Raw genomic sequence first — 22,375 nt, forward strand, 5'->3', positions numbered from 1 at the left:
CCCCTTCCCCCCGCCCCTTCCTCCGGAACATCCCTCAGGAGCGACCATGACCGCGGCACCGGCCGTGCCCCAGCCCCCGGCTGGAACCATCGTGGCACCGAGCAGCAGCGTCCGCGCGTGGACGGTGACCGCGCTGCTGGTGGTCTTCATGATGATCAATTTCGCCGACAAGTCCGTCCTCGGCCTGGCGGCGGACGAGATACGCGCCGACCTCGGTCTCGGCGCCACGCAGTTCGGGCTCGCCAACAGCGCGTTCTTCCTGCTTTTCTCCGTCGCCGCCGTCGTGGTGGGCATGGCGGCCGACCGGGTCTCGCCGAAGGTGCTGCTCCTGGTCATGGCCCTGCTGTGGTCGGTGGCTCAGGTGCCGGCGGCCATCGGCGGGGGACTCGCCGTGCTCGTGGCCTCACGGGTGTTCCTCGGCGCGGCGGAGGGGCCGGCCTTCCCCGTCGCCCAGCAGGCCACCCTGGCGTGGTTCCCCAACGAGAAGCGCAACCTGCCCGGTGCGCTGATCACCATCGGCATCACCCTCGGGGTGATCATCTCCGCCCCGGGTCTGACCTGGGTGATCCAGAACCACGGCTGGCGCTCGGCCCTGTGGGTGCTCGCCGCCGTCGGTGTCGCATGGGCCCTGGCCTGGGCGGCGCTGGGCGCCGACAGCCCCCGCGGCCGGGACGGGGGAGACGCGGCGCGGGGGCACGGCGGCGGGCAGGCGGTGCCCTACCGCCGGATCTTCGCCACCCGCACCTGGATCGGCGCCACTCTGGCCTACTTCACCAGCTACTGGACCGTGGCGCTCATGCTGGTCTGGCTGCCGTCCTATCTGCGCAACGCCCTGGACTACTCGGCCGACACCGCGGGCATCGTCGTCGTCGCCCCCTGGGCGGTCGGCGCGGTCGTCCTGTTCGGCCAGGCGTGGCTGACGGGCCGGCTGATGCGCCGGGGCTCCAGCAGCCGACGGGCCCGTGGACAGGTCGGCGGCGGACTGCTCGCGATCGGCGCCCTCTGCTGCCTGGCCGTACCGCTGACGGACTCGGTCGTGATCCAGACCGTGCTGATCGCCTGCGGCTTCGGCTTCGGCGGCTCGTACGCCACCGTGGCCGCGACGACCGTCGCGGAACTCGCCCCGCCCCAGCGAGCGGGTGGTGCGCTGGGCCTGATGAACGCCCTGGTCACGGTTGCTGGGCTGCTCGCACCCGCTGTCGTCGGAGCGCTCGTCGACGCCCAGGGCGTCGCCGGCTACGAACACGCCGTCCTGCTGTCCGGAGCGCTGATCGCGCTCGGCTCCGTCGTCGCCTTCGCCCTGATCGACCCGGAGCGCGACAGGGCCCGGCTCCACGGCTGACCTGCGCTCAGCCAGCAGCCCGTGTCGGGGCCCGCCCCGCGCGGAGGGGAGCGGCTCCGACGGGCCGCCTTCACCGCGAGAGTCCACCCGCGATCAATCCCGTAAGAGTTCACACCCCCCCACGAGCCTCAGGAGAAACCGTGAACACCACAGCCGCAGCAGCCGACACCGTTCCACTGGACCAGGCCGTGCGCGAGCTGCGCGACCACGCCGCAGCCTGGGCCGAGACTCCGCTGCCCGAGCGGATCGCCCTCCTGGAGCGGACCCTGCCCCGGATCGACGGGGCCGCCGAGGCCATGGTCGCCGACGCGGCCCGCGCCAAGGGCTACACCGCGACCTCCGCCTGGGCCGCCGAGGACTGGGTCACGGCCCCCTGGGCCCTGGCCCGGGCGGTCAGCGCCCAACTCCACGTCCTGCGCCGGTTGGCCGCCGGACGTCACCCGCTGGACGCCGGGGCCGTACACAGCCGCGAGGACCGCACCGTCGTCGATGTCTTCCCCGCCACCCCCGCCGACCGCCTGCTCCTCAACGGTTTCACCGCGCAGGTGTGGGCCCTCCCCGGCACCACCCGCGAGCAGGTGCTGGGCCGGGCGGCGGGGGAGTACCGGGGACGGCCCGGAGGCCCCGGCGTCGCGCTGGTCCTCGGCGCGGGCAACGTCGCCGCCATCACCCCGCTCGACATCCTCCACAAGCTGTACGCGGAGGGCGAGGTCGTCCTCGCCAAGATGAACCCCGTCAACGCCTATCTCCGCCCGCACTTCGAGAGGGTGTTCGGCGAGTTCGTGGAGCGCGGCTGGGTCCGCTTCGCCGACGGCGGCGCCGCCGAGGGCGCCTACCTCACCGGTCACGACGGCATCGACTCCATCCATGTCACCGGCAGCGAGCGCACCCACGACGCCATCGTGTGGGGCACGGACGACCGGGCCGAGGAGCGCCGCCGCTCCGACACCCCGCTCAACACCAAGCCGTTCACCAGCGAGCTGGGCGGGGTGAGCCCCTGCATCGTGACGCCCGGCCCCTGGAGCGCGGCGGATTTCCGCTTCCAGGCCGAGCACATCGTCACCAGCAAGCTGAACAACTCCGGCCACAACTGTGTCGCCACCCAGATCCTGGTCGTACCCGAGGACTGGGACGGCACCGAGCGACTGCTCGCCGAGATCCGCGCGGTGCTGCGCGCCCTGCCGCCCCGCGCCGACTACTATCCGGGCGCGACCGACCGCGTGGACAAGGTTCTCGCGCACCACCCGAGGGCCGAGACGTTCGGCCCCGACGGGTCCTGCCGCGTCCTCGTGTCCGAGATCGAGGAGATGGACGACGTCATGCTCACCGACGAGGTGTTCGCCGGCGCCCTCGGTGTCATCCGACTGCCCGGCGGCGACGCGCCGGCGTTTCTGCGGGCAGCGACGGAGTTCGCCAACACCAGGCTGCCCGGCACCCTCGGCGCCACCCTGCTCGTCCACCCGAGGACCGAACGCGCCCACCGGACCGCCGTGGACGAGGCCGTCGCCGGGCTGCGGTACGGCACGCTCGGCGTCAACTGCTGGTCGGCGTTCGGCTTTCTGCTCGGCTGTACGCCGTGGGGCGCCCATCCCGGCCACACCCGCCAGGCGATCGGCAGCGGGGTCGGATTCGTGCACAACGCCTTCCTGCTGGAGGACGTCGAGAAGACGGTCCTGCAGGCGCCGTTCGCACCGTTCCCGCGCGGTCTGTTCACCGGCTCCCCGTCGCTGTCCCCGCGCCCGCCGTACTACGTCACCAACCGCACGGGCCGTACGACGATGAAGCGCCTCACCGCCTGGACGACGGCCCCGTCCCTGACGAAGCTGCTGGGCATCTTCGCCTCCGCGCTGCGTGGGTGACACCCCGGCGGTCCGGCCCGCCCGCCCTCCGCCGTCAGGACGCGGCGGCCCCCTGCGGGGACCGGAGGACGAGCAGGGTGATCTCGCTGGGGGCGAAGACGCGGAAGGGCGGGCCCCAGAAGCCGGTGCCTCGGCTGGTGTAGAGGAGGGTGCGCGCGCCGTGGCGGCTGAGGCCCGCGACCGCAGGCTGGTCGACGCGGACCAGGTAGTGGAACGGCCAGATCTGGCCGCCGTGGGTGTGGCCGGAGAGCTGGAGGTCGATGCCGTGGGCCGCCGCGCGGTCGATGAACTTGGGCTGATGGGCGAGGAGCAGGACGGGGAGAGCGGGATCGGCGCCGTCGAGGGCTCCCGCGAGGTGGGCGCGGTGGCCCGCCAGCCCGGATGATTCGGCGGTGACGTCGTCGACGCCGGCGACCACGAGGCTGTCACCGCCGCGTTCGAGCAGCAGATGGCGGTTGCGCAGCGGCTCCCACCCCAGCTCGTCCATCAGATCGACCCAGCCCTGGGCCTCGCTGTAGTACTCGTGGTTGCCGGTGACGTAGACCCGGGCCCGGGTGGCCTGCACCGTGCCCAGGGGAGCGGCCTGGGCACGACGGCGTTCGGCCGTGCCGTCCGCGATGTCGCCCGTGTGGCAGACGAGATCGGCCTCCAGGGTGTTCACCGTGTCGCAGACGCGTGCGGACCAGCGGGCGCGGTCGAGCGGACCGTAGTGGGTGTCGGTGATCAGGACGACCCGGGTGCCGTCCAACCCGGCTCCCAGGCGCGGGAGTTCCACGTCGAGCCGACGGACGCGCGGCACGCGTCGGGCCTCGGTGTACCCCCGGGCGAGCAGCGCGGCGGCGACACCGAGGACGGCCCAGGTGACGATGCGCGCCCGGTCCTGCCCGTCGCCGACGCCGACAAAGGTCAGGGCGAGCCGCAACAGGACGCCGAGCAGAACGGACCAGGTGAACAGGACCCATATGCCGCCGAGCAGCGTGTCCCCGAGGATCGCCGCCCGGTCCTGCTGACGCCGACCGTGGCCCCGCGCCATCGCGAACGGCATGACGACCAGACCGAGGACGAACAACCCGGTGCCGGCCAGTGCGACGGTGAACGGCCAGCGCTGACCGGTGTGCAGGAGAACCCAGCACGGCACGGCCCACAGCAGGACGGGAGCGACCAGGGGGATGTAGCGCATCAGACGCTGCAGCCGACTCCGCGGCGCTTCTCGCGCCGCACCGCCTGCCGCACCGTCCGCGGATCGGGTATCGCTGGTCTCGGTCACGCTTGCCCTCCTGAGCTTCTGCCGGGGCGGATTCCGCAGCCGATGCCCTGCTTCTGCTCCGGCCCCACTGCCGGATTCTCTCGCAGGACGCGGGATCCGCTTCGGGCGTCGGCTTCCGGCCCCTGGTCATCACGCCACGACGATCTTCAGTCCTGCGGTCCGCGATTCAGGCCCGAGCCGGCCCCGGCGCTCGTAGGATGCGTGGATGTCCAAGCCGATACGGATGAGGCGCCGCACCTGGGTCGGCGCGTGGGCGGTGCTGTGCGCGGCCGGTCTCGCCGCCACTGCCGCACTGCAGGACTCCTCGGCAGCGGACCCGCGGCCCGCCGAGTCCGTCAGCGCTGAGTGCGACGAACTCATCGCCGAGGTCGGGAAGCAACTGGCCAAGCCCGAACAGGATCGCGAGGAAGAGGGAATACTGGCCTTCTCGCGGGGCTCGGCCAGCACCCTCGAAGACTGCGACGACGAGCTTCGCAGCTATCTCCTCAGCAATCAGTGACGCCCCTCTGCCGCTGACGTACGGCAGCGCGAAAGAGTGCGAAGCGGGCGAAAGTCCTCATGCGGCCGGAGCGCACGAACCGTTCACCGACGCGCATCCACCGGACGTGACGCGGCCCCGCACGCCGGCGTGTCCGTCGCCGCCCCCGTCGCACCGCCGTTCCTTTAGGTAGGGCTACGTATTGATAGGCGCCGTCCGAGCGCCGCAAACTCTGGGCGGCAAAGCCCATCACAGGTCATCCCCGAGGCCGCCCGGCCCGATCTCCCGTCACCACGGCATCTCTCCGTGGTGCCCGCACGCCGGGCGGTCCACCCCCACCAGGCCCGACCGGGTCTGTGACGCATCAAGAGGAGAAGCTGTGGATCGTCCCGTTCGCACCTTGCGGAGACTGCTCGCCGTCGGAGCCGGTGCCGCCCTGATCGTCGGAGCCGCCACGACCGCCGGGGCCACGGCCGCGCCCGTACCGACGGGCGGCGGCGAAGGCCGCATCGTCGGTGCGGACCGCCCCGACGCGGTCGAAGGCTCCTACATCGTCACGCTCAAGGACTCCGTGGCCCGTACGGAGATACCCTCCGTCGCGCGGTCCCTGTCCCAGCGCCACGCGGGCCAGGTGCGGAGCACCTACACCACCGCCCTGCGCGGCTTCTCGGTGAAGATGAGCGAGGAGAGGGCCAAGCGCCTGGCCGCCGACCCCTCGGTGGCCCGCGTGGAAGCCGACGGCGCGGCGTACGCCACCGGCACCCAGCCCAATCCGCCCAGTTACGGCCTGGACCGCATCGACCAGCGCAACCTCCCGCTGGACAGGAGCTTCACCTATCCCAGCGACGCCTCCAACGTCACGGTCTACGTCGTCGACTCCGGTGTCCGCATGAGCCACAGCGACTTCGGCGGCCGGGCCACCAGCGGCTACGACTTCATCGACAACGACGCCAACGCATCAGACTGTCATGGGCATGGCACCCACGTCGCCGGGACGGCCGCGGGCAGCTCCTACGGGGTCGCCAAGGCCGCCAAGATCGTCAGTGTCCGTGTGCTGAACTGCCAGGGCAGCTCCGGCACAACCTGGGACCCGGTCCTCCGCGGCATCGACTGGGTCACCAAGAACGCCAAGAAGCCCGCCGTGGTCAACATGAGCGTCGGCGGCGGCAAGACCCAGTCCATCAACGACGCGATCAACAACTCCATCGCCTCCGGCATCACCTGGATCGTCGCGGCGGGGAACAACAACGCCGACTCCTGCCAGTACTCGCCCTCGTCCACCCCGGCGGCGATCACGGTCGGCGCCACGAACAGCTCGGACGCCCGCGCCACCGGCTGGAGCAACGGCCAGGCCTCCAACTACGGCACCTGCCTCGACATCTTCGCCCCCGGCGACAAGATCATCTCCTCGTCCAACGCGGGCGACAGCGCCAACCAGTCCATGAGCGGCACCTCCATGGCATCCCCGCACACGGCCGGCGCCGCCGCCCTGCTCCTGGCCGCCACCCCGTCGCTCACCCCCGCCCAGGTCCGCGACAAGCTCATCGCCGACGCCACCCCGGACAAGATCAGCGACGCCCGCCCCGGCTCACCCAACCGCTTGCTCTTCACCGGCACCGGCGGCGGTGAGGACCCCACCGATCCCCCCGGCAAGAGGTTCGAGAGCACCGGTCAGGTCCAGATCCGCGACAACGCCACCGTCGAGTCCCCGATCACCGTGACCGGCATCGACGGCAACGCCCCCGCCAACCTGTCGGTCACCCTCGACATCCGCCACACCTTCCGCGGTGACCTCAAGGTCGAACTGCTGCCCCCGGGCGGGGGCGCGGCCGTCCTGAAGAACTTCGACTCCAACGACAGCGCCGACAACGTCCAGGGCACGTTCACGGTCAATGCCTCCAACAGCCCCGCCAACGGCGTCTGGAAGCTCCGCGTCACCGACAACTGGGTCAACGACACCGGCTCCATCAACTCCTGGTCCCTCCAGTTCTGATCCGGCCTGCGCCTCCCGCCCGGTGAGCCTCTGCGAACCTCACCGGTCCGGGGCGGGGGGCCTCTGCGGCGCCCGCACATGCGCCGCAGACGCCACTCCTCTTTCCAGGGCCGTCGGAACGGGCCATCATGAGTCCGTTCCGACGGCCCGGTCGCATCGCCCGCCCGTACCTCCGTCCTGCCGATGCCGCTCAGGAGCGCGGAAGGAAGCCGTGAACGCCGAGCCGTCGCCGCCCTCCGCCCCCGGTCTCCTGATCGGACGCTCCGCCCTCCTGGACGACGTGTGCCCGGAGCTGGACCGCAGACCCGCCGTCGTGGTGATCACCGGCGAGGCGGGGGCAGGGAAGAGCCGATTCGTCCACGAACTCCTGCGACGGACCGCGTCACCGGGTGCCGTCACCCTGGTCGCCCGCTGCCAGGAGGCGGACAAGCCCTTCCCGTTCGCGCCGCTCATCGAGGCGCTGAACCGCTTGTGCCCCGGACCGCTCCCGGCGGACCTGCCGCCGGTGACCGGGGCCCTGCACGCTCTGCTGCCCGACCTCGCGGATCGCCTCCCGCCCGCGCCGCCGCCCCTGGGAGACCCGCGCGCCGAACACCACCGCGTGCTGCGCGCCCTGCGCGCGTACACGGCATCGCTGGGGGAGGCGGTCCTGGTCTTCGAGGACCTCCAGTGGGCAGACGCATCCACCTGCGCCTTCCTCCGTACGGTCGTCGCCGACCCGCCGCCGCGCCTGCGCCTCGTACTCACCGCCCGCAGCCATACCGCTCCCCACACCGACGCCGAGGGGGGCGACGGACTTCCGTTCCCGTTGCGGACACCGCCCCACGCGACGGTGGCCGAGCGGCACCTCGCACCGTTGTCGGCGGAGGAGACGGGCGCGCTGGCCGCCGGGCTGCTCGGCGTGCAGGCGGTACCGGACGAGTTCGCCGACCGTCTGCACCGGTGGACGGGCGGCCTGCCGTACGTGGTCGAGGAGGTACTGCGCGGATGGCCCGGCTCCGCGGCGTTCCCCACCGACGCGGCGGGGGAGCCGCCCCTGCCTCCGTCCGTGCGCCGCGTGGTGGTGGAGCGGCTGCGTGGCCTTCCTCCCGCGGCGCGGCAGGTGGTCGCCGCGGCGGCGGTCCTGGGCGGACCCGCGTCCGTGGAACTGCTGCGGTCCGTCGCGGGGTTGGACGAACCGGAGACGCGTGGAGCACTCGCGGTGGCGCTGAGGGAAGCCGTCCTCCGACGGACGAGCGACGGCTGTGCTTCGCCGTACGAGGGCGCCTGCGCCTTCCCTCGCGAGGCCGGCTTCCCTTGCGAGGGCGGCTGTGCCCCCCGAGACGGCGCTTACGCCTCCGTCCACGACGACGCTCACGCCTCCCCCTACGACGGCGTCTACTCCTTCCCCTACGGCCTGGCGCGCCTGGCCGCGTACGAGGCGGTCGCCGAACCGGAGCGGCCTGTTCTGCACCTGCGCGCGGCCCGTGCCCTGTCCCGGCACACCAGTCCCTTTCCGCTGGCGGGGATGGCCGAGCACTACCGGCGCGCCGGCCGCCCCGCGCAGGCGGCGCGCTGCCTGGAGGCGGCAGCCGACCGGGCGGCGGGGGACGGGGATGCGGGCACGGCCGCGGCTCACTACCTCGGCTCCCTGCGCAACGGCCCATCGCCCGTGGCCCGCGACCGGGTCGCGCTGAAACTGGCCCGCGTCGCGCTGAACGCCCGGCCTGGCCCGCAGGTGCCCGCCGCGCTGCGGCAGGTCCTCGACCAGTGCTCCCTGGGTCCCGGGCCGAGCGGTGAGATCCGGCTGCTCCTGGGCCTGTTGCTGCGCAACCAGTCGGGTTCCGGGCTGGAGGCGCTGGAGGAGATAGCGCGAGCGGTGCCGGACCTGCTCGTCGTCTCCACCGGTCAGGCCGCACGCGCGCTGGCGATCACCGCCATCCCCTCCCTCAAGGGCTGGCCGGTCGCTGAGCACCGCCGTCTGCTGGCCGAGGCGGAGCGGCTGTTGCCCGGGGTCGGGGAGGCGGACCTGCGCTCCGCGGTGCTGGCCAACCGCGCCACCGCCCTGGCCCTGATGGGCGACCCGTCGGCGTGGGAGGCGGTGGCCGATCTGCCCGGCTCCCTCACCGGAGAGGCGGCGGCGCGGGTGTACGCCAATCTGGCGGGCGCCGCGAACTCCTTGGGCCACCCGGTGCGTGCCCGTGCCTTCCAGGCCCGGGCGTGGCAGGAGGTGCGGAGGAACCATGCCCCCTATCTGGAAGCCTTCGTCGAGACGACGGATCTGGTCGCGGCCTTCACGAGCGGTCGGTGGAAGGGACTGCTGGGACGGGCCGAGCGTGCCGAAGCGCAGTACCAGGACGTGCCCGACTTCCACGCGGAGGCCCTGCTGGTCTGTGGACTGCTGCGCCTGCACGCCAAGGGGCAGACGGATGTGGCGCGGCGTCTCCTGGAGCGTGCCGTACGTACGACCGCACTGGACACCGGCGTGGTGCTGACGGCCGCCGCGGCTGCCGTGGCCCGGGTCCATCTGGCGGCCGGCCGGCCACCGCAGGCTGTTCAGGCGGTGGAGGAGGCGCTGCGCCACGTCCGCCGTACGGGGGCGTGGGTGTGGGCGACCACCCTCGTACCGCCGACGGTCGATGCCCTCGTCCGGGACGGCCGCCCCGGCGAGGCACATCGCATGGTCGCGGAGCTGGCCGCAGGCATCGCCGACCGGGACGCACCGGCCGCCCGGGCCGCCCTGCTGACCTGTCGTGCCCTGCTCAGCACAAGGGACGACCCGCAGTCAGGCCGTGCACCGTCCGATGCGCTGTACGTGTCCGCGGCCGACGCCTGGACACGGCTGGAGCGACCGTACGAAGCCGCGTACGTGAAGGAGGCCCGGGGTCTCCACATGCTGACCTCGGGTGTGCCCGGCGGGCGTACGGTGCTCCACCAGGCGATCGCGGCGTACGAGGACATCGACGCCGTATGGGATGTGCTGCGGTGTCAGCGCGAACTGCGTGAGCACGGCCAGATCACTGTCCGCAGGCCCGGCGCGCTGGGGTACGGCGACCACCTCTCGCCCCGGGAGCGAGCGGTGGCCCGGCTCGCCTCGCTGGGCCTGTCGAACCGCGAGATCGCGAGCGAGCTGGTCCTCTCGCACCGGACGGTCGAACATCACGTGGCACGCGCCCTCCGGAAGCTGGGGGTGTCGTCCCGCACCGAGATCGGCCCGCACCTCGGACCGTGACCGAAGACGCGGGAAAGTGCGGAACGCTACGGTCCATTTTCCGCCATCCCCTCCCTTCCGGGGGCCGGTGATAAACCGATTTGTTGAGGTCTGGAGCGCACCACAAGAACTACTTCTCGGCCAGCCCCGTTCCGGGGGTCTTGTGTGGGTCCATCGGTCTCTCCAGCATGAATAACGTTGTCAGGGACACGTCGGGTTGATCGTGTTCCCGATGACGCGTCATGGGCGTCCACCCAAACGCCCCGAGTTTCCCCCCACGATCTGGAGGAACACAGTGCGACTCTCTCGCCCCCACAGCCTCACGAGACGAGCACGACTCATCGCCGGGGCCACCGGCCTCGCCGCCGCGGCGGCGCTCGCGGTTCCCGCCGCCGCATCCGCCCAGCCGGCCCCGAAGACGTTCAGCGCCACCGAGCTCAACCAGACCGCCACCTCCGTCCGCACCGCCGACGTCGGCGGCACGGCCTGGTACGTCGACGGCGCGTCGGGCAAGGTCGTCGTCACCGCCGACAGCACGGTCAGCAAGGCCGAGATCGCCAAGCTGAAGAGCGAGGCGGGCGCCAACGCCGACGCTCTCGTGGTCAAGCGCACCCCCGGCAAGTTCTCCAAGCTCATCGCGGGTGGCGAAGCCATCACCACCGGCGGAGCCCGCTGCTCCCTGGGCTTCAACGTCCAGGACGGCGCGGGCACCAAGTTCGCGCTGACCGCCGGCCACTGCACCAACATCGGCAGCTCGTGGTCCATCGGGACCACCACCGGATCGAGCTTCCCCGGCGACGACTACGGCATCATCCGGCACTCCGACCCGGGCGCGGCCGACGGCCGTGTCTCCCTCTACAACGGCAGCTACCAGGAGATCGACGGCGCAGCCGACGCCACGGTCGGCCAGTCCGTCCAGCGCAGCGGCAGCACCACCGGCCTGCACGGCGGCTCCGTCACCGGTCTCAACGCCACCGTCAACTACGGCGCCGACGGCATCGTCTCCGGTCTGATCCAGACCAACGTCTGCGCCGAGCCCGGCGACAGCGGCGGCGCACTCTTCTCCGGGAGCACCGCGCTCGGCCTCACCTCCGGCGGCAGCGGCAACTGCTCGTCCGGCGGCACCACGTTCTACCAGCCCGTCACCGAGGCGCTCAGCGTCTACGGAGTGAGCATCATCTGATCCCGCACGACAGGGTTCCGCATCCGCCCTGAGCGCTGTCCCCGCCGGTTCGTCGGCGGGGACAGCGTCGTTCGTGTGCCGTCGTGTCCAGCCCACGGGCCTCCCCGGCTCAGCGGAACTCGTGGACCACCTGGATCTCACCGACGATATGGGCGTTGAAGTCGTCCAGCTCCTCGGCCGGAACCCAGAGCTCAAGAATGGTCCGCCCACCGGCCTGCTGGACGGGATACCGGCTCAGGAACTCCGAATCGACCTCGAAACGAGTGACGAACCCGGCACCGTCGTGCTTCACGTTCCAGTCCCGCGCGATCCTGACCGCGTAGTCCTCGTTGAGAACGGGGTAGAAGATCGGCTGCTCCGGCAGCCGCGGGGGCCAGGCACGCCGGCCCAGCTCCCGGACCAGCTCAAGCTCCTTGGGGCCGGTGGGGCGCCACAAGGTCGTCGTTGCCTGTCGGCTGGTCATCTGCATCGCTCTCCGTGCACGGCCTGCCGTTGCGACAGGCGGGAAGGCCGGACGATACCGGCGCCTCGCGCTCGGCCGCCAGGCGATTTCCGCCCCGGCCGTTGAACTCGGTCTGCTCCGGGACTGGTCGGAGGGCCTTCCCCATCGGCAGCGCATGTGATGGCCCGAGCGGGGCCGGTCCGTGTGCCGCTGACCCACCCTTCCGCGGAACGCGGCCGTCTGCGTGCTCAGTTCGCGGGCGGCGGTGCCGTGCTCTTGCGTACGACCAGGCTCGTGGCCAGTTCCAGCCGTGTGGAGACCGTTTCCTGGGCGCGCAGCCGCATCAGCATCTGGGCGGCTTCCTCGGCCATCTGGCGCAGCGGTTGGTGGACCGTGGTGAGTGCCGGGCTGGCCCAGCGGGCGATGGAGACGTCGTCGTAGCCGACCACCGAGAGGTCGTGGGGGACGCGCAGGCCGTGGACCCGGGCGGCCTCCAGCACTCCCAGTGCCTGGAGGTCGCTCCCCGCGAAGATGGCGGTGGGCCTCTGGGGCCGGGAGAGCATCTCGACGGCGCGGTCGTACCCGCCCTCCACATGGAAATCGCCGAACAGGACGAGCTCCGGGTCAACCTCCAGGCCGGCCATGGTCATTGCCGACCGGTAGCCGTCGAGCCGGGCGCGGGAGCAGAGCATGTCCTCGGGGCCCGTGATGACCCCGATGCGCCGGTGCCCGTACTCGATGAGATGGCGGGTGGCCGCCAGTCCGCCGTTCCAGTTGGCGGAGCCGACGGAGGGCACGTCCGGGTCGGGGTCGCCCGCGGGGTCGATGATGACGAAGGGGATCGAACGCCCCCTGAGCTGCTGTTTTACTTCGCCGGGCAGGGCGGAGAAGACCAGGACGACCCCGAGCGGCCGACGCTGGAGCATCGCCTCCATCCAGTCGGGGCCGGGTGAGTGGCGCGTTCCGCTCTCGGTGAGGACGACTCCGGCGCGGTGGGCTTTGGCGACGTTCTCCACTCCCCGGATCAGCTCCATCGCCCAGATGCTCTCCAGCTCGTGGAACACGATCTCGATGAGTGGCGCCTCGCGGGTCGACCGTGATGTCCGCCGGTACGCGTGGGCTTCCAGCAGGCGCTCCACCTTGACCCTCGTCGGGGGTGCCACGTCCTGCCGGCCGTTCAGCACCTTCGAAACTGTCGAAATGGAGACGCCGGCCCGCTGGGCCACCTCCGCCAGAGTGATGCGGCCCACTTTTTCGTCATCGCGCATGGCGAGGAGCATAAAGCACGAGGCGAGCCGCCACCTGAGAGTAACGCTTCGGTAACGCGGCGACCAAGGGTTGACCCTCCTTGTTGCGGAGTTCTAGCGTCCCGACTCACGAAGTTTCGACCGTCACATCGAAAGTTTCGAAAGGTGAGTCGATGAAGCAACGCACACGGTTCTCGCGGACCGTCGTCGGTGGTGCCGCCCTGTCCCTGATGCTGTCCCTGTCCGGGTGCGGAGCAGGCTCGGACGCCGCAGACGGTGACACCATCCACGTCCTGGTCTACGGGGACGCGGCCAACAAGGTGGAGAAGGAACTCGTCGCCACCTTCAACGAGACGTCGAAGGTGAAGGCTGTCCTGGACACGATCCCGGGCGCCGACTACCAGGCCAAGCTGCAGACGATCATCAACAGCAAGCAGGCGCCGGACGTCTTCTTCAACTGGGGCGGCGGCAGCATCAAGCCGTTCGTCGACGCAGGTCTGCTGCTCCCGCTCGACCCCTTCATCGCCAAGGACCCCGGGCTCAAGGCCAAGTTCCTGCCGTCGGTGTTCAACAGCGCGGTGGTCGACGGCACGTCCTACGGAATCCCCATGCGTGGTACGCAGCCCGTGCTGCTGTTCAACAACGGAAAGGTCCTCAAGGACGCGGGCGTCGAACCCCCCGAGACCTGGGGCGACCTGCTGGCGGCGGTCGAGGCGCTGAAGGCCGACGGAGTCACTCCGATCGCCCTGGGCGGCGGCGACCGGTGGCCGACACTGATGTGGTTCGAGTACCTGTACGACCGCATCGCAGGCCCGGAGCTCTTCCGGAAGGCCTTGGACGGCGACCGGGAAGCCTGGGCGAGCCCGGACAGCCGGAAGGCTTTGGGCAAGATCAAGGAACTGGTGGACGCCGGGGCCTTCGGTACCAACTACGACTCGGTGAAGTTCACCGATCAGGGATCCCCCACGCTCCTGGCGACCGGCAAGGCGGCCTTCGAGCTGATGGGTTCCTGGGAGTACTCGACGCAGCAGGACGCACACCCCGACTTCGCGAAGAGCGACCTCGGATACAGCGCCTTCCCCTCGGTCGAGGGCGGCAAGGGCGACCGGGCGAACCTCGTGGGCAATACCAACAACTTCTACTCCGTGCTGAAGAAGACGAAGCACCCGCAGGCCGTCGCGGAGTTCCTGAAGCTCATGTACTCGGACCAGTTCGTCAAGGCGCAGCTCGGCATCGGCAACCTGCCGACGACGACGAACACCGAACGATTCCTGGACACCGCCGCCAGCCCCGAGTTCGCGAAATTCCAGTACGACATGGTCAAGGCGGCCCCCGCGTTCCAGCTCTCCTGGGACCAGGCGTACCCCCAGTCGGCCGCCACTCCGATGTACCAGGCCCTCCAGCAGTTCTTCAACGGCTCGATGGACGAGGACGCCTTCATCGAGGCCATGCGGGCCCTGCCGGCCTCGTGACCTCACGGAGATCCGGACCCGGAACGCATGACATGACCCGAACCGCCACTCCTTCTGCAGCGGACGGAACGTTCGACAAGGCCGACTCGCCCGGCATCGGAGCGGGCCGTCCGGGGTTCCTCTGGGCAGCCCCCGCCGCTGTCTTCTTCGCCCTCTTCGCCATCGTCCCGCTCATCATGGTCGCCGTACTCTCCTTCGCCCGTTGGGACGGGCTGAGCAGCCCGGAGTTCGCCGGTCTCGACAACTGGAAGCTGCTCTTCGACGACCCCGTCATGATCAAGAGCCTCTGGCTGAGCGTCCTGCTCACCGTGCTCGGGGTCCTCGTACAGACACCGCTGAGCATCCTCCTCGGAGTCTGGGCGGCTGGACACCAGCGCAACCGGGCCGTCCTGTCCGCCATCTACTTCGTCCCGATGCTGTTGTCCGTCGCGGCCGTCTCGGTGCTGTGGCGCGCCGTCCTCGACCCCAACTTCGGCGTCCCCGCGCAGGCAACCTGGCTGTTCGGCGACGGCAACCTGTTCGGGACGCAGGCCGGTGCGATCGGTGTCCTGGTCTTCGTCAGCACCTGGCAGTTCACCCCCCTGCACACGCTGATCTACCAGGGCGCGGCGCGCGCCGTGCCGCAGGTCCTCTACCAGGCGGCGCAGATCGACGGCGCGGGCACGGTGCGGCAGTTCGTCCACATCACGCTGCCGCAACTGCGCAACTCGATCATCACCTCGATGATCCTGATGGTGGTCGGCGGACTCACGACCTTCGACACCGTGCTCATCCTGACCCAGGGCGGACCGGGCAGCGACACCACCATCAGCGCGTACTACATGTACCAGAAAGCGTTCAAGAGCTTCGACTACGGGTCGGCGTCCGCCATCGCCCTTCTCCTGGTCCTCGTCTCCACGCTCATCTCGCTGATCGTGGTCCGGCTCTCGGGCTACGACAAGATGCGCAGCACCATGGAGGGACTGTGAGAAGGCGCCGTCCCAACTACTTCGCCGGTTTCGGCTCGCTGGTCTGGCTCCTCGTCGTCGGGCTGCCGCTGTACGTGATGCTCATCGCCACGTTCCAGTCGCGACCCGACTACGCGGCGAACGGCCCGCTGGCCTTCCCCGGGCACTTCACGCTCGACAACTACATCAAGGACCTCAACAGCGGCTTCGCGCAGTACTTCCTCAACACGGTCGTCGTCACCGTGTGCGTGGTGGGCATCGTCGTTCTTCTCGTGCCGCCGCTGGCTTACACCATCGTCAGGAGCCGGGGGCGTGTCACCACCACGGTCTTCCGGCTCTTCCTCCTGGGCCTGGCGATCCCCTCGCAGGCGGTCATCGTCCCGATGTTCTTCGTCATCAGCGAGGCCGGTCTCTACGACAACCTCATCGGCGTCATTCTGCCGACAGCGGCCTTCGCCATGCCGGTGTGCGCGCTGATCCTCACGGGGGTGATGCGTGACATCACCCCCGATCTGTACGAGGCGATGACGATGGACGGCGCCTCGCCCCGGCGGATCTTCTTCCGGCTGGTACTGCCGCTGTCCAGGAGCGGGATCTCGACGATCGTCGTCTTCTCCGCACTCCAGGCGTGGAACGGCTTCCTCTTCCCCCTGGTCCTGACCCAGTCCGCGGAGACCAAAGTGATCACCCTCGGTCTCTACGACTTCCAGACAGAGCACGGAGTCGACACCCCCGGCCTGCTCGCCGCGGTCGTCCTGTCCATGCTTCCCGTCCTGATCGTCTACCTGTTCGCACGTCGTGCCCTGGTGCAGGGGCTCATGGGAGTAGGAGGAAAGTGACCGTCAACAGCGACAACGCCGCTGCTCGGACACCAGCGGGGGCCGCAGCGGGCCCGGCACCGGTATCCGGTGCCACGGACCACCGCGACGGCCCCTGGCGCGATCCCGGACTTGCTCCAGGGGGCAGGGCCGACGCCCTGATCGCGGTCATGACCCTTCAGGAGAAGATCTCCCAGCTCTTCGGCGTCTGGGTGGGCGCGTCGGACGAAGGCGCCGAGGTCGCGCCCTTCCAACACGACATGGAGGAGGCCGTCGTCCTCGACGACCTCCTTCCGCACGGTCTCGGCCAGCTGACCCGCCCGTTCGGTACGGCCCCGGTCGACCCGGCCGTGGGCGCTCTCTCCCTGTCGCGCACCCAGGCTCGGATCGCCGCCGCGAACCGATTCGGCATACCTGCCCTCGCCCACGAGGAATGCCTTGCCGGCTTCGCCACCTGGGGCGCGACCGCCTACCCGGTGCCGCTCTCCTGGGGCGCCACGTTCCATCCGGAACTGATCGCTGAGATGGCGACTTCCATCGGCCGCGACATGCGCTCCGTCGGTGTGCACCAAGGGCTCGCCCCGGTCCTCGACGTCGTACGCGACGCCCGCTGGGGCCGAGTCGAGGAAACGATCGGCGAGGACCCGTACCTGGTGGGAACAGTGGCCACCGCCTACGTACAAGGACTGGAGTCGGCCGGGATCGTCGCCACGCTCAAGCATTTCGCCGGGTACTCCGCCTCACGGGCGGGCCGCAACCTCGCCCCCGTCGCCATGGGGACGCGGGAGCGGGCCGACATCATCCTCACTCCGTTCGAGATGGCCGTACGCGACAGCGGCGTGCGGTCCGTCATGCATGCCTACACCGACACCGACGGAATCCCCTCCGCGGCCGACAGACCACTGCTGACCGGTCTGCTCCGCGACACCTGGGGCTTCGACGGGACCGTTGTGGCCGACTACTTCGGCATCGCGTTCCTCAAGACGCTGCACGGGGTGGCGGGGACCTTCGGGGAAGCGGCGGGCGCCGCGCTCGGCGCGGGGGTGGACGTGGAACTGCCCACCGTCAAGACGTTCGGCCGCCCGCTGACCGAAGCGATCGCCCAGGGACTCGTGCCCGAGGCGCTCGTAGACCGCGCGGTACGCCGAGTGCTGATCCAGAAAGCCCAGTTGGGACTGCTGGACGCGGACTGGGGGCCGGTTCCGGCGGCACTCGTCGGGGCGGAAGGGGCGAACGGCTCCGCGGGCGGGGACCCGGAGGCGCTGCGCGGGACCGTTCGTCTCGACTCCGACGAGAACCGCGCGCTGGCCCGTCGCGTCGCCGAACAGGCCGTCGTGCTCCTGCGCAATGATGGCATCCTGCCCCTGGTGGCGGGTGCCGGAGCCCCGGCCCGTATCGCGCTCATCGGGCCCAACGCCGATGCCCCGACAGCCGTCCTCGGCTGCTACGCCTTCCCCGTCCACGTCGGGGGCCAGCACCCCGGGACGCCGCTCGGCGTCGAACTGCCCACCCTGCGTGAGGCATGCGCGGCGGAGTTCCCCGACTGCGAGATCGTCACCGCGCGGGGTTCGGACATCGACGGCCCGGCCACCGACGGGTTCGGTGAGGCCGTCGACCTGGCCAGGAGCGCCGACCTCGTGATCCTCGCTCTCGGCGACCGGGCCGGCCTCTTCGGGCGGGGTACGAGCGGGGAGGGCTGCGACGCGGAGAACCTGGCTCTGCCGGGAGTGCAGCAGCAGTTGCTCGACACCCTCCTCGACGCGGGCACTCCCGTTGTCGTCGTCCTGCTCGCCGGACGGCCCTACGCGCTCGGTCGTGCGGTGGAGGAGGCCGCCGCGGTCGTGCAGTCGTTCTTCCCCGGTGAGGAAGGAACGACGGCCATCGCCTCGGTGCTGAGCGGGCGCACCGGGCCGTCGGGGCGGCTGCCCGTCAGCGTGCCGCGCCACCCGGGCTCCCAGCCCTCCACCTACCTGACGGCGCGGCTGGGCCATTCCAGCGATGTGTCCAGCGTCGATCCGACCCCGGCGTTCGGGTTCGGCCACGGACTGACGTACACCGCCTTCGAGTGGAGCGACCTCGTAGTCGAGCGCGGACGGGCGTCGACGGACGGCGAGTTCACGCTCTCCTGCACCATCCGCAACACCGGTGCGCGGGAGGGGACCGAAGTGGTCCAGCTGTATCTGCACGACCCGGTCGCCTCCGTGGTCCAGCCGGTACAGCGCCTCATCGGGTACGTGCGGCTCGACCTGGATGCCGGACGAGCGGCCAGGGTACGGGTGACGGTCCCGGCCGACCTCTCGTCCTTCACGGGCCGCGAGGGCCACCGGATCGTGGAGCCGGGCGATCTGGAACTACGGCTGAGCGCGTCGAGCACAGACGCGCGACTCACGGCCCGGGTCACGCTGACCGGACCGGTCCGAACAGTCGATCACACCCGCCGGTTGCACATGAGCGTCCAGACGGAGGTCCTTAACGACGCGTCCCGGTCCGGCGCACCCTGACCGGACGGGTCTTCGCGGGTGGCACGACCGCCCGCGAAGGCCCAGGCTCCGGCGTCCGGGCCTCCACGGCGTCGGTCGGCTCAGTCGGCCCTGCGCGGGTCGAACGAATCGGTGTCGACGACCAGAGGCCGGGGGAACGCACCCGCCACGGCGTCCCAGCGCGTGAACTTGAAGTTGGTACTGTCCCCGCGGTCCGGGTCCGCCGGGGTGGCCTCACCGTCGTGGGTGATCAGCAGGCCCTTCGGGAAGGCATCGCCCAGCGGGACGTTGACCACGGTCGAGCCGTCGGAGTGCTGTACCCCGTCGATGGCAGGGCCGTCCTTGATGGCGAAGTTGCCGAGGTGGGCGTTGTCGCCCTCCCGTGCGTACACCGCGAAGGTGTTGTCGCCCTGGCTGGAGGCGAGGACGTAGCCCGTGCCGTCCTCCGCGTGATAGATCGTGACGCCTTCGGCATCGGCGCTGAGGTGCTCGCCCCCGAAGCCGGGGTCGTTGTCGGTGTCGAGGACGCATTCCTCGTCCGCGTTCTCGTCGTACGTCCACGGAGTGCCGTACTCACGCACACGGTCGATCAATCGGGGGGACTCGAACTCCTCGTCGTCGAGCTCGATGCGCCACAGGCCCACGGCCTCCTGGGCCGCGTAGAGCACGCCCTCCTCCGTATCCACAGCCATGCCCTCGACCTGCGGGAACTCGCCGGGGTCGGCGCACGGCGTCCAGGACGCGCCGTTGGGCAGCCCGAAGGTGCCAGGCAGTCTGAGAGTGTCCTCCCTCTGATAGCCGACCTTGCCGCCCCGGTCCTTCAACTCCAGGAGACGCAGGCGGGATTCGTTGCGCTGCGAGACGACGACGTAGGCGTCGTCGTCATCGCTGAACGCCGCCAGACCGTAGGACGTGCGCTGCTCGTCCACCTCGGACTCGCTGGACGCGAAGACCGGAGTGACGTTCGGCGCGGTGACGTCCTTCAGTGGCGGTCTGCCCGCGGCGACAGCGGCGGGGTCGATCGCGAACGCGCGGATTCGATCGCGGCCCCGGTCGCTCACGAGGGCCAGGTCGGTCTTCTTCCCGCCGAGTTCGAAGCCGTAGATCACGTCCACGTTGTTGAACCGGCCGGCGGACGCGCCCTCGCGGGGCGCCTCGGGCGCTGCGAGATGCTGCAGCCGCTTGCCGTTGAGTCCGTAGACGTCGAGCCCGGCCTCCTTGAGGGTGCCGATGACGATGCTGCGACCGGAGTCCTGGGGGTCGACCCATACCGCGGGGTCGTCCGCGTCTGCGTTGTCGCCGGCCTCGTCGCCGAAGACAGCGGGCGTCTCCACGTCGGCGATGACGGGTACCGGGACCTGGCTGTGCGCGGGGGCTCCGGTCACCACGATGAAGGTGGTGACCAGAGCCATCAGAGCGGAAGCGCTCACGATGCTCCTCAGTAGACGTGTCGGACCGTCGAGACGGTACGAGTGACGTCTGGAGGCACCGGAACGCGGACATGAACAGCTGGTGTCTTCAGGTGCCGTTCACGCTGGAGGAGGGGCGCATACTCGCAGCGCCGTGACGTAGTTGCCGTTCGTCCCGTACCCGGCGAAGGTTGCCCGTTCGCCGGGCCCGAGGATTCGGCACGGGGCTTGTTGACCGTTCGTGTACTCGACCGTGACGGCGACGCCGATGGCGCAGCCGTTCACGACGTCGGTGTATCGCCAGCCCTGGTGGTACACCACGCACTCCGGAGCCGGGGCATCGGAGGCCGCCGCGGACGGGGCGGCGGCCAGAGCCAGCAGGAGGCCCGCCGCGGTGGCGGAGGCGAGAGCGGTAGGACGCGGCATGCGTCTCGGTCGGCTTGTCATGCCCTGAATCTTCGAGGCATGAAGCCAGGACTGCAAGTTGCTGCAAAGCTTTTCAGCCACTCGGGGTTAATGACCTGATGAAATGCGCTTCAGCAGGTATTTTTTGCTTTGAAAGTCCTTGCAGGCGTCTCTCGTCCGTAGTGGTGAAGTCTGGATGATGGGCCTCCGTGGACGGCGTCGACGGCATCGGCCGTGGACACCGTCCGCTCGCGGACGGGGCCCGTAGTTCGACAGCCGCCCGGGCGGCGGAATGGATGCCTTAGAAGAACCCCAGCTTCTTGGGGCTGTATGAGATGAGCATGTTCTTCGTCTGCTGGTAGTGCTCCAGCATCATCTTGTGGTTCTCCCTGCCGATGCCCGACTGCTTGTAGCCTCCGAACGCAGCGTGCGCCGGGTACGCGTGGTAGCAGTTCGTCCAGACCCTGCCCGCTTTGATCCCGCGCCCCGCCCGGTAGGCCGTGTTGACGTCGCGGGTCCAGACTCCGGCGCCCAGCCCGTACAGGGTGTCGTTCGCCGTGCTGATGGCGTCGTCGAAGTCGGTGAAGGACGTCACGGCCACCACCGGGCCGAAGATCTCCTCCTGGAAGACCCGCATCCGGTTGTCGCCCTCGAAGACCGTCGGCTGGACGTAGTAGCCACCCCCCAGCTCACCGCCGTGCTCGACGCGCTGACCGCCCGTCAGGATCTTCGCCCCCTCCTGCTGGCCGATGTCCAGGTACGAAAGGATCTTCTGCAGCTGGTCGTTGGAGGCCTGGGCGCCGATCATCGTTTCGGTGTCCAGCGGGTGGCCCGGCACGATCTGTTCCGTGCGGGCGACGGCCGCCTCCAGGAACGCGCGGTAGTGGCCGCGCTGGATGAGCGCGCGTGACGGGCACGTACACACCTCGCCCTGGTTGAGGGCGAACATCGTGAACCCTTCGAGGGCTTTGTCGAGGAAGTCGTCGTCGGCGCGCGAGACGTCGTCGAAGAAGATGTTCGGCGACTTGCCGCCCAGCTCCAACGTCACCGGCTTGATGTTCTCGGAGGCGTACTGCATGATCAGCCGCCCCGTCGTGGTCTCACCCGTGAAGGCGATCTTCGCGACGCGCGGGCTGGAGGCGAGCGGCTTGCCGGCTTCCGCTCCGAAGCCGTTGACGATGTTGACGACGCCCGGCGGCAGCAGATCCGCCACCAGGCTCAGCCAGTAGTGGATCGAGGCGGGCGTCTGCTCGGCCGGCTTGAGGACCACCGCATTGCCCGCGGCGAGTGCCGGCGCGAGCTTCCAGGTGGCCATCAGGATGGGGAAGTTCCACGGGATGATCTGCCCGACCACGCCCAGCGGTTCGTGGAAGTGGTACGCGACGGTGTCGTCGTCGATCTCGCTGAGCGAACCCTCCTGGGCGCGCAGCGCTCCCGCGAAATAGCGGAAGTGGTCGATGGCGAGCGGGATGTCGGCCGCCAGGGTCTCCCGCACGGGTTTGCCGTTCTCCCAGCTCTCGGCGACCGCCAGCTCCTCCAGATGGGCCTCCATCCGGTCGGCGATCCTGTTCAGCACCGACGCCCGGTCCCCGGCGGACGTGGCGCCCCAGCCCGGAGCCGCCGCGTGGGCCGCGTCCAGGGCCCGTTCGACGTCCTCGGACGTGCCGCGCGCGATCTCGGTGAACGGGCGGCCGTTGACGGGGCTCGGGTTCTCGAAGTACCGACCCCGGGCCGGCGGCACGTACTCCCCGCCGATCCAGTGGTCGTAGCGGGACGCGTATGTGACGATCGCGCCCTCGGCGCCCGGCGCAGCGTAACGGGTCATCTCTGTGGCCTCCCGGAT

16 protein-coding genes are annotated in these 22,375 nt (G+C 70.2%); 10 read left to right on the forward strand and 6 right to left on the reverse strand.

Going from position 1 to position 22,375, the window contains the following annotated elements:
* Nucleotides 1-46: 46 nt before the first annotated feature.
* Both D3105_RS16375 and D3105_RS16380 read left to right on the forward strand, forming a co-directional pair.
* The gene (locus D3105_RS16375) at nt 47-1,342 is read left to right on the forward strand and encodes an MFS transporter (RefSeq protein ID WP_118903925.1); all 1,296 of its coding nucleotides are present in this window, start codon (nt 47-49) and stop codon (nt 1,340-1,342) included.
* 140 nt (nt 1,343-1,482) lie between these two features.
* Complete coding sequence (locus D3105_RS16380; RefSeq protein ID WP_118903926.1) at nt 1,483-3,201, forward strand: aldehyde dehydrogenase family protein; 1,719 nt, start codon at nt 1,483-1,485, stop codon at nt 3,199-3,201.
* A 34-nt stretch (nt 3,202-3,235) separates the two neighbouring features.
* Here the strand turns inward: D3105_RS16380 and D3105_RS16385 are convergent, their stop codons facing one another.
* Nucleotides 3,236-4,468 (reverse strand): metallophosphoesterase, encoded by a 1,233-nt coding sequence (locus D3105_RS16385; RefSeq protein WP_118903927.1) that lies wholly within the window; start codon nt 4,466-4,468, stop codon nt 3,236-3,238.
* Nucleotides 4,469-4,673: 205 nt separating this feature from the next.
* On the opposite strand from D3105_RS16385, the gene D3105_RS16390 reads away from it, so the two are divergent.
* The 4 genes from D3105_RS16390 (at nt 4,674) to D3105_RS16405 (ending at nt 11,312) form a co-directional block, all read left to right on the forward strand.
* Nucleotides 4,674-4,967, forward strand: coding sequence for a hypothetical protein (locus D3105_RS16390; protein WP_118903928.1), 294 nt, complete (start codon nt 4,674-4,676; stop codon nt 4,965-4,967).
* A gap of 358 nt (nt 4,968-5,325) precedes the next feature.
* Complete coding sequence (locus tag D3105_RS16395; RefSeq protein ID WP_118903929.1) at nt 5,326-6,939, forward strand: S8 family peptidase; 1,614 nt, start codon at nt 5,326-5,328, stop codon at nt 6,937-6,939.
* A 211-nt stretch (nt 6,940-7,150) separates the two neighbouring features.
* Nucleotides 7,151-10,150 (forward strand): ATP-binding protein, encoded by a 3,000-nt coding sequence (locus D3105_RS16400; RefSeq protein WP_118903930.1) that lies wholly within the window; start codon nt 7,151-7,153, stop codon nt 10,148-10,150.
* Between the two features lie 274 nt (nt 10,151-10,424).
* Nucleotides 10,425-11,312: a S1 family peptidase gene (locus D3105_RS16405; protein ID WP_118903931.1), complete on the forward strand. Its 888-nt coding sequence runs from the start codon at nt 10,425-10,427 to the stop codon at nt 11,310-11,312.
* Between the two features lie 109 nt (nt 11,313-11,421).
* On the opposite strand, the gene D3105_RS16410 is transcribed toward D3105_RS16405, so the two are convergent.
* Nucleotides 11,422-11,775 (reverse strand): hypothetical protein, encoded by a 354-nt coding sequence (locus D3105_RS16410; protein ID WP_118903958.1) that lies wholly within the window; start codon nt 11,773-11,775, stop codon nt 11,422-11,424.
* Between the two features lie 227 nt (nt 11,776-12,002).
* Entirely contained in the window at nt 12,003-13,034 is a 1,032-nt protein-coding gene (locus tag D3105_RS16415) for a LacI family DNA-binding transcriptional regulator (protein ID WP_118903932.1), read from the reverse strand.
* A gap of 140 nt (nt 13,035-13,174) precedes the next feature.
* Between D3105_RS16415 and D3105_RS16420 the strand changes: the two genes are divergently transcribed.
* The 4 genes from D3105_RS16420 to D3105_RS16435 are packed head-to-tail and all read left to right on the forward strand — an operon-like array spanning nt 13,175 to nt 18,739.
* Nucleotides 13,175-14,473, forward strand: coding sequence for an ABC transporter substrate-binding protein (locus D3105_RS16420; protein WP_118903933.1), 1,299 nt, complete (start codon nt 13,175-13,177; stop codon nt 14,471-14,473).
* 32 nt (nt 14,474-14,505) lie between these two features.
* A complete protein-coding gene (locus D3105_RS16425; RefSeq protein WP_118903934.1) occupies nt 14,506-15,441 on the forward strand; it encodes a carbohydrate ABC transporter permease in 936 nt (311 codons plus the stop codon).
* On the forward strand, nt 15,438-16,259 hold the full coding sequence (locus D3105_RS16430) for a carbohydrate ABC transporter permease (protein ID WP_118903935.1): 822 nt from the start codon (nt 15,438-15,440) through the stop codon (nt 16,257-16,259). Before D3105_RS16425 ends, D3105_RS16430 begins: the two co-directional genes overlap by 4 nt.
* On the forward strand, nt 16,256-18,739 hold the full coding sequence (locus D3105_RS16435) for a beta-glucosidase family protein (RefSeq protein ID WP_118903936.1): 2,484 nt from the start codon (nt 16,256-16,258) through the stop codon (nt 18,737-18,739). Before D3105_RS16430 ends, D3105_RS16435 begins: the two co-directional genes overlap by 4 nt.
* Before the next feature lie 80 nt (nt 18,740-18,819).
* Here D3105_RS16435 and D3105_RS16440 read toward each other — a convergent pair whose 3' ends face one another.
* The 3 genes from D3105_RS16440 to exaC all read right to left on the reverse strand — a co-directional run bounded on the left by D3105_RS16440 (nt 18,820) and on the right by exaC (nt 22,357).
* Nucleotides 18,820-20,148, reverse strand: a complete 1,329-nt coding sequence (locus D3105_RS16440) for a phytase (protein WP_118903937.1) — start codon at nt 20,146-20,148, stop codon at nt 18,820-18,822.
* 99 nt (nt 20,149-20,247) lie between these two features.
* Entirely contained in the window at nt 20,248-20,574 is a 327-nt protein-coding gene (locus D3105_RS16445) for an alpha-amylase (RefSeq protein ID WP_240646928.1), read from the reverse strand.
* A 259-nt stretch (nt 20,575-20,833) separates the two neighbouring features.
* Nucleotides 20,834-22,357 (reverse strand): acetaldehyde dehydrogenase ExaC, encoded by a 1,524-nt coding sequence (gene exaC / locus D3105_RS16450; RefSeq protein ID WP_118903939.1) that lies wholly within the window; start codon nt 22,355-22,357, stop codon nt 20,834-20,836.
* Nucleotides 22,358-22,375 lie beyond the last annotated feature (18 nt).

It is taken from the genome of Streptomyces globisporus (genome assembly GCF_003501885.1).
Taxonomy (GTDB): domain Bacteria; phylum Actinomycetota; class Actinomycetes; order Streptomycetales; family Streptomycetaceae; genus Streptomyces; species Streptomyces globisporus_D.

What these genes read in the sequence shown, in the direction of transcription:
- D3105_RS16375 (WP_118903925.1), top strand. Translation starts at nt 47, where the DNA reads ATGACCGCGGCACCGGCCGTGCCCCAGCCCCCGGCTGGAACCATCGTG.
- D3105_RS16390 (WP_118903928.1), top strand. Translation starts at nt 4,674, where the DNA reads ATGTCCAAGCCGATACGGATGAGGCGCCGCACCTGGGTCGGCGCGTGG.
- D3105_RS16410 (WP_118903958.1), bottom strand. Translation starts at nt 11,775, where the DNA reads ATGACCAGCCGACAGGCAACGACGACCTTGTGGCGCCCCACCGGCCCC.
- D3105_RS16415 (WP_118903932.1), bottom strand. Translation starts at nt 13,034, where the DNA reads ATGCTCCTCGCCATGCGCGATGACGAAAAAGTGGGCCGCATCACTCTG.
- D3105_RS16420 (WP_118903933.1), top strand. Translation starts at nt 13,175, where the DNA reads ATGAAGCAACGCACACGGTTCTCGCGGACCGTCGTCGGTGGTGCCGCC.
- D3105_RS16425 (WP_118903934.1), top strand. Translation starts at nt 14,506, where the DNA reads ATGACCCGAACCGCCACTCCTTCTGCAGCGGACGGAACGTTCGACAAG.
- D3105_RS16445 (WP_240646928.1), bottom strand. Translation starts at nt 20,574, where the DNA reads ATGACAAGCCGACCGAGACGCATGCCGCGTCCTACCGCTCTCGCCTCC.
- exaC (WP_118903939.1), bottom strand. Translation starts at nt 22,357, where the DNA reads ATGACCCGTTACGCTGCGCCGGGCGCCGAGGGCGCGATCGTCACATAC.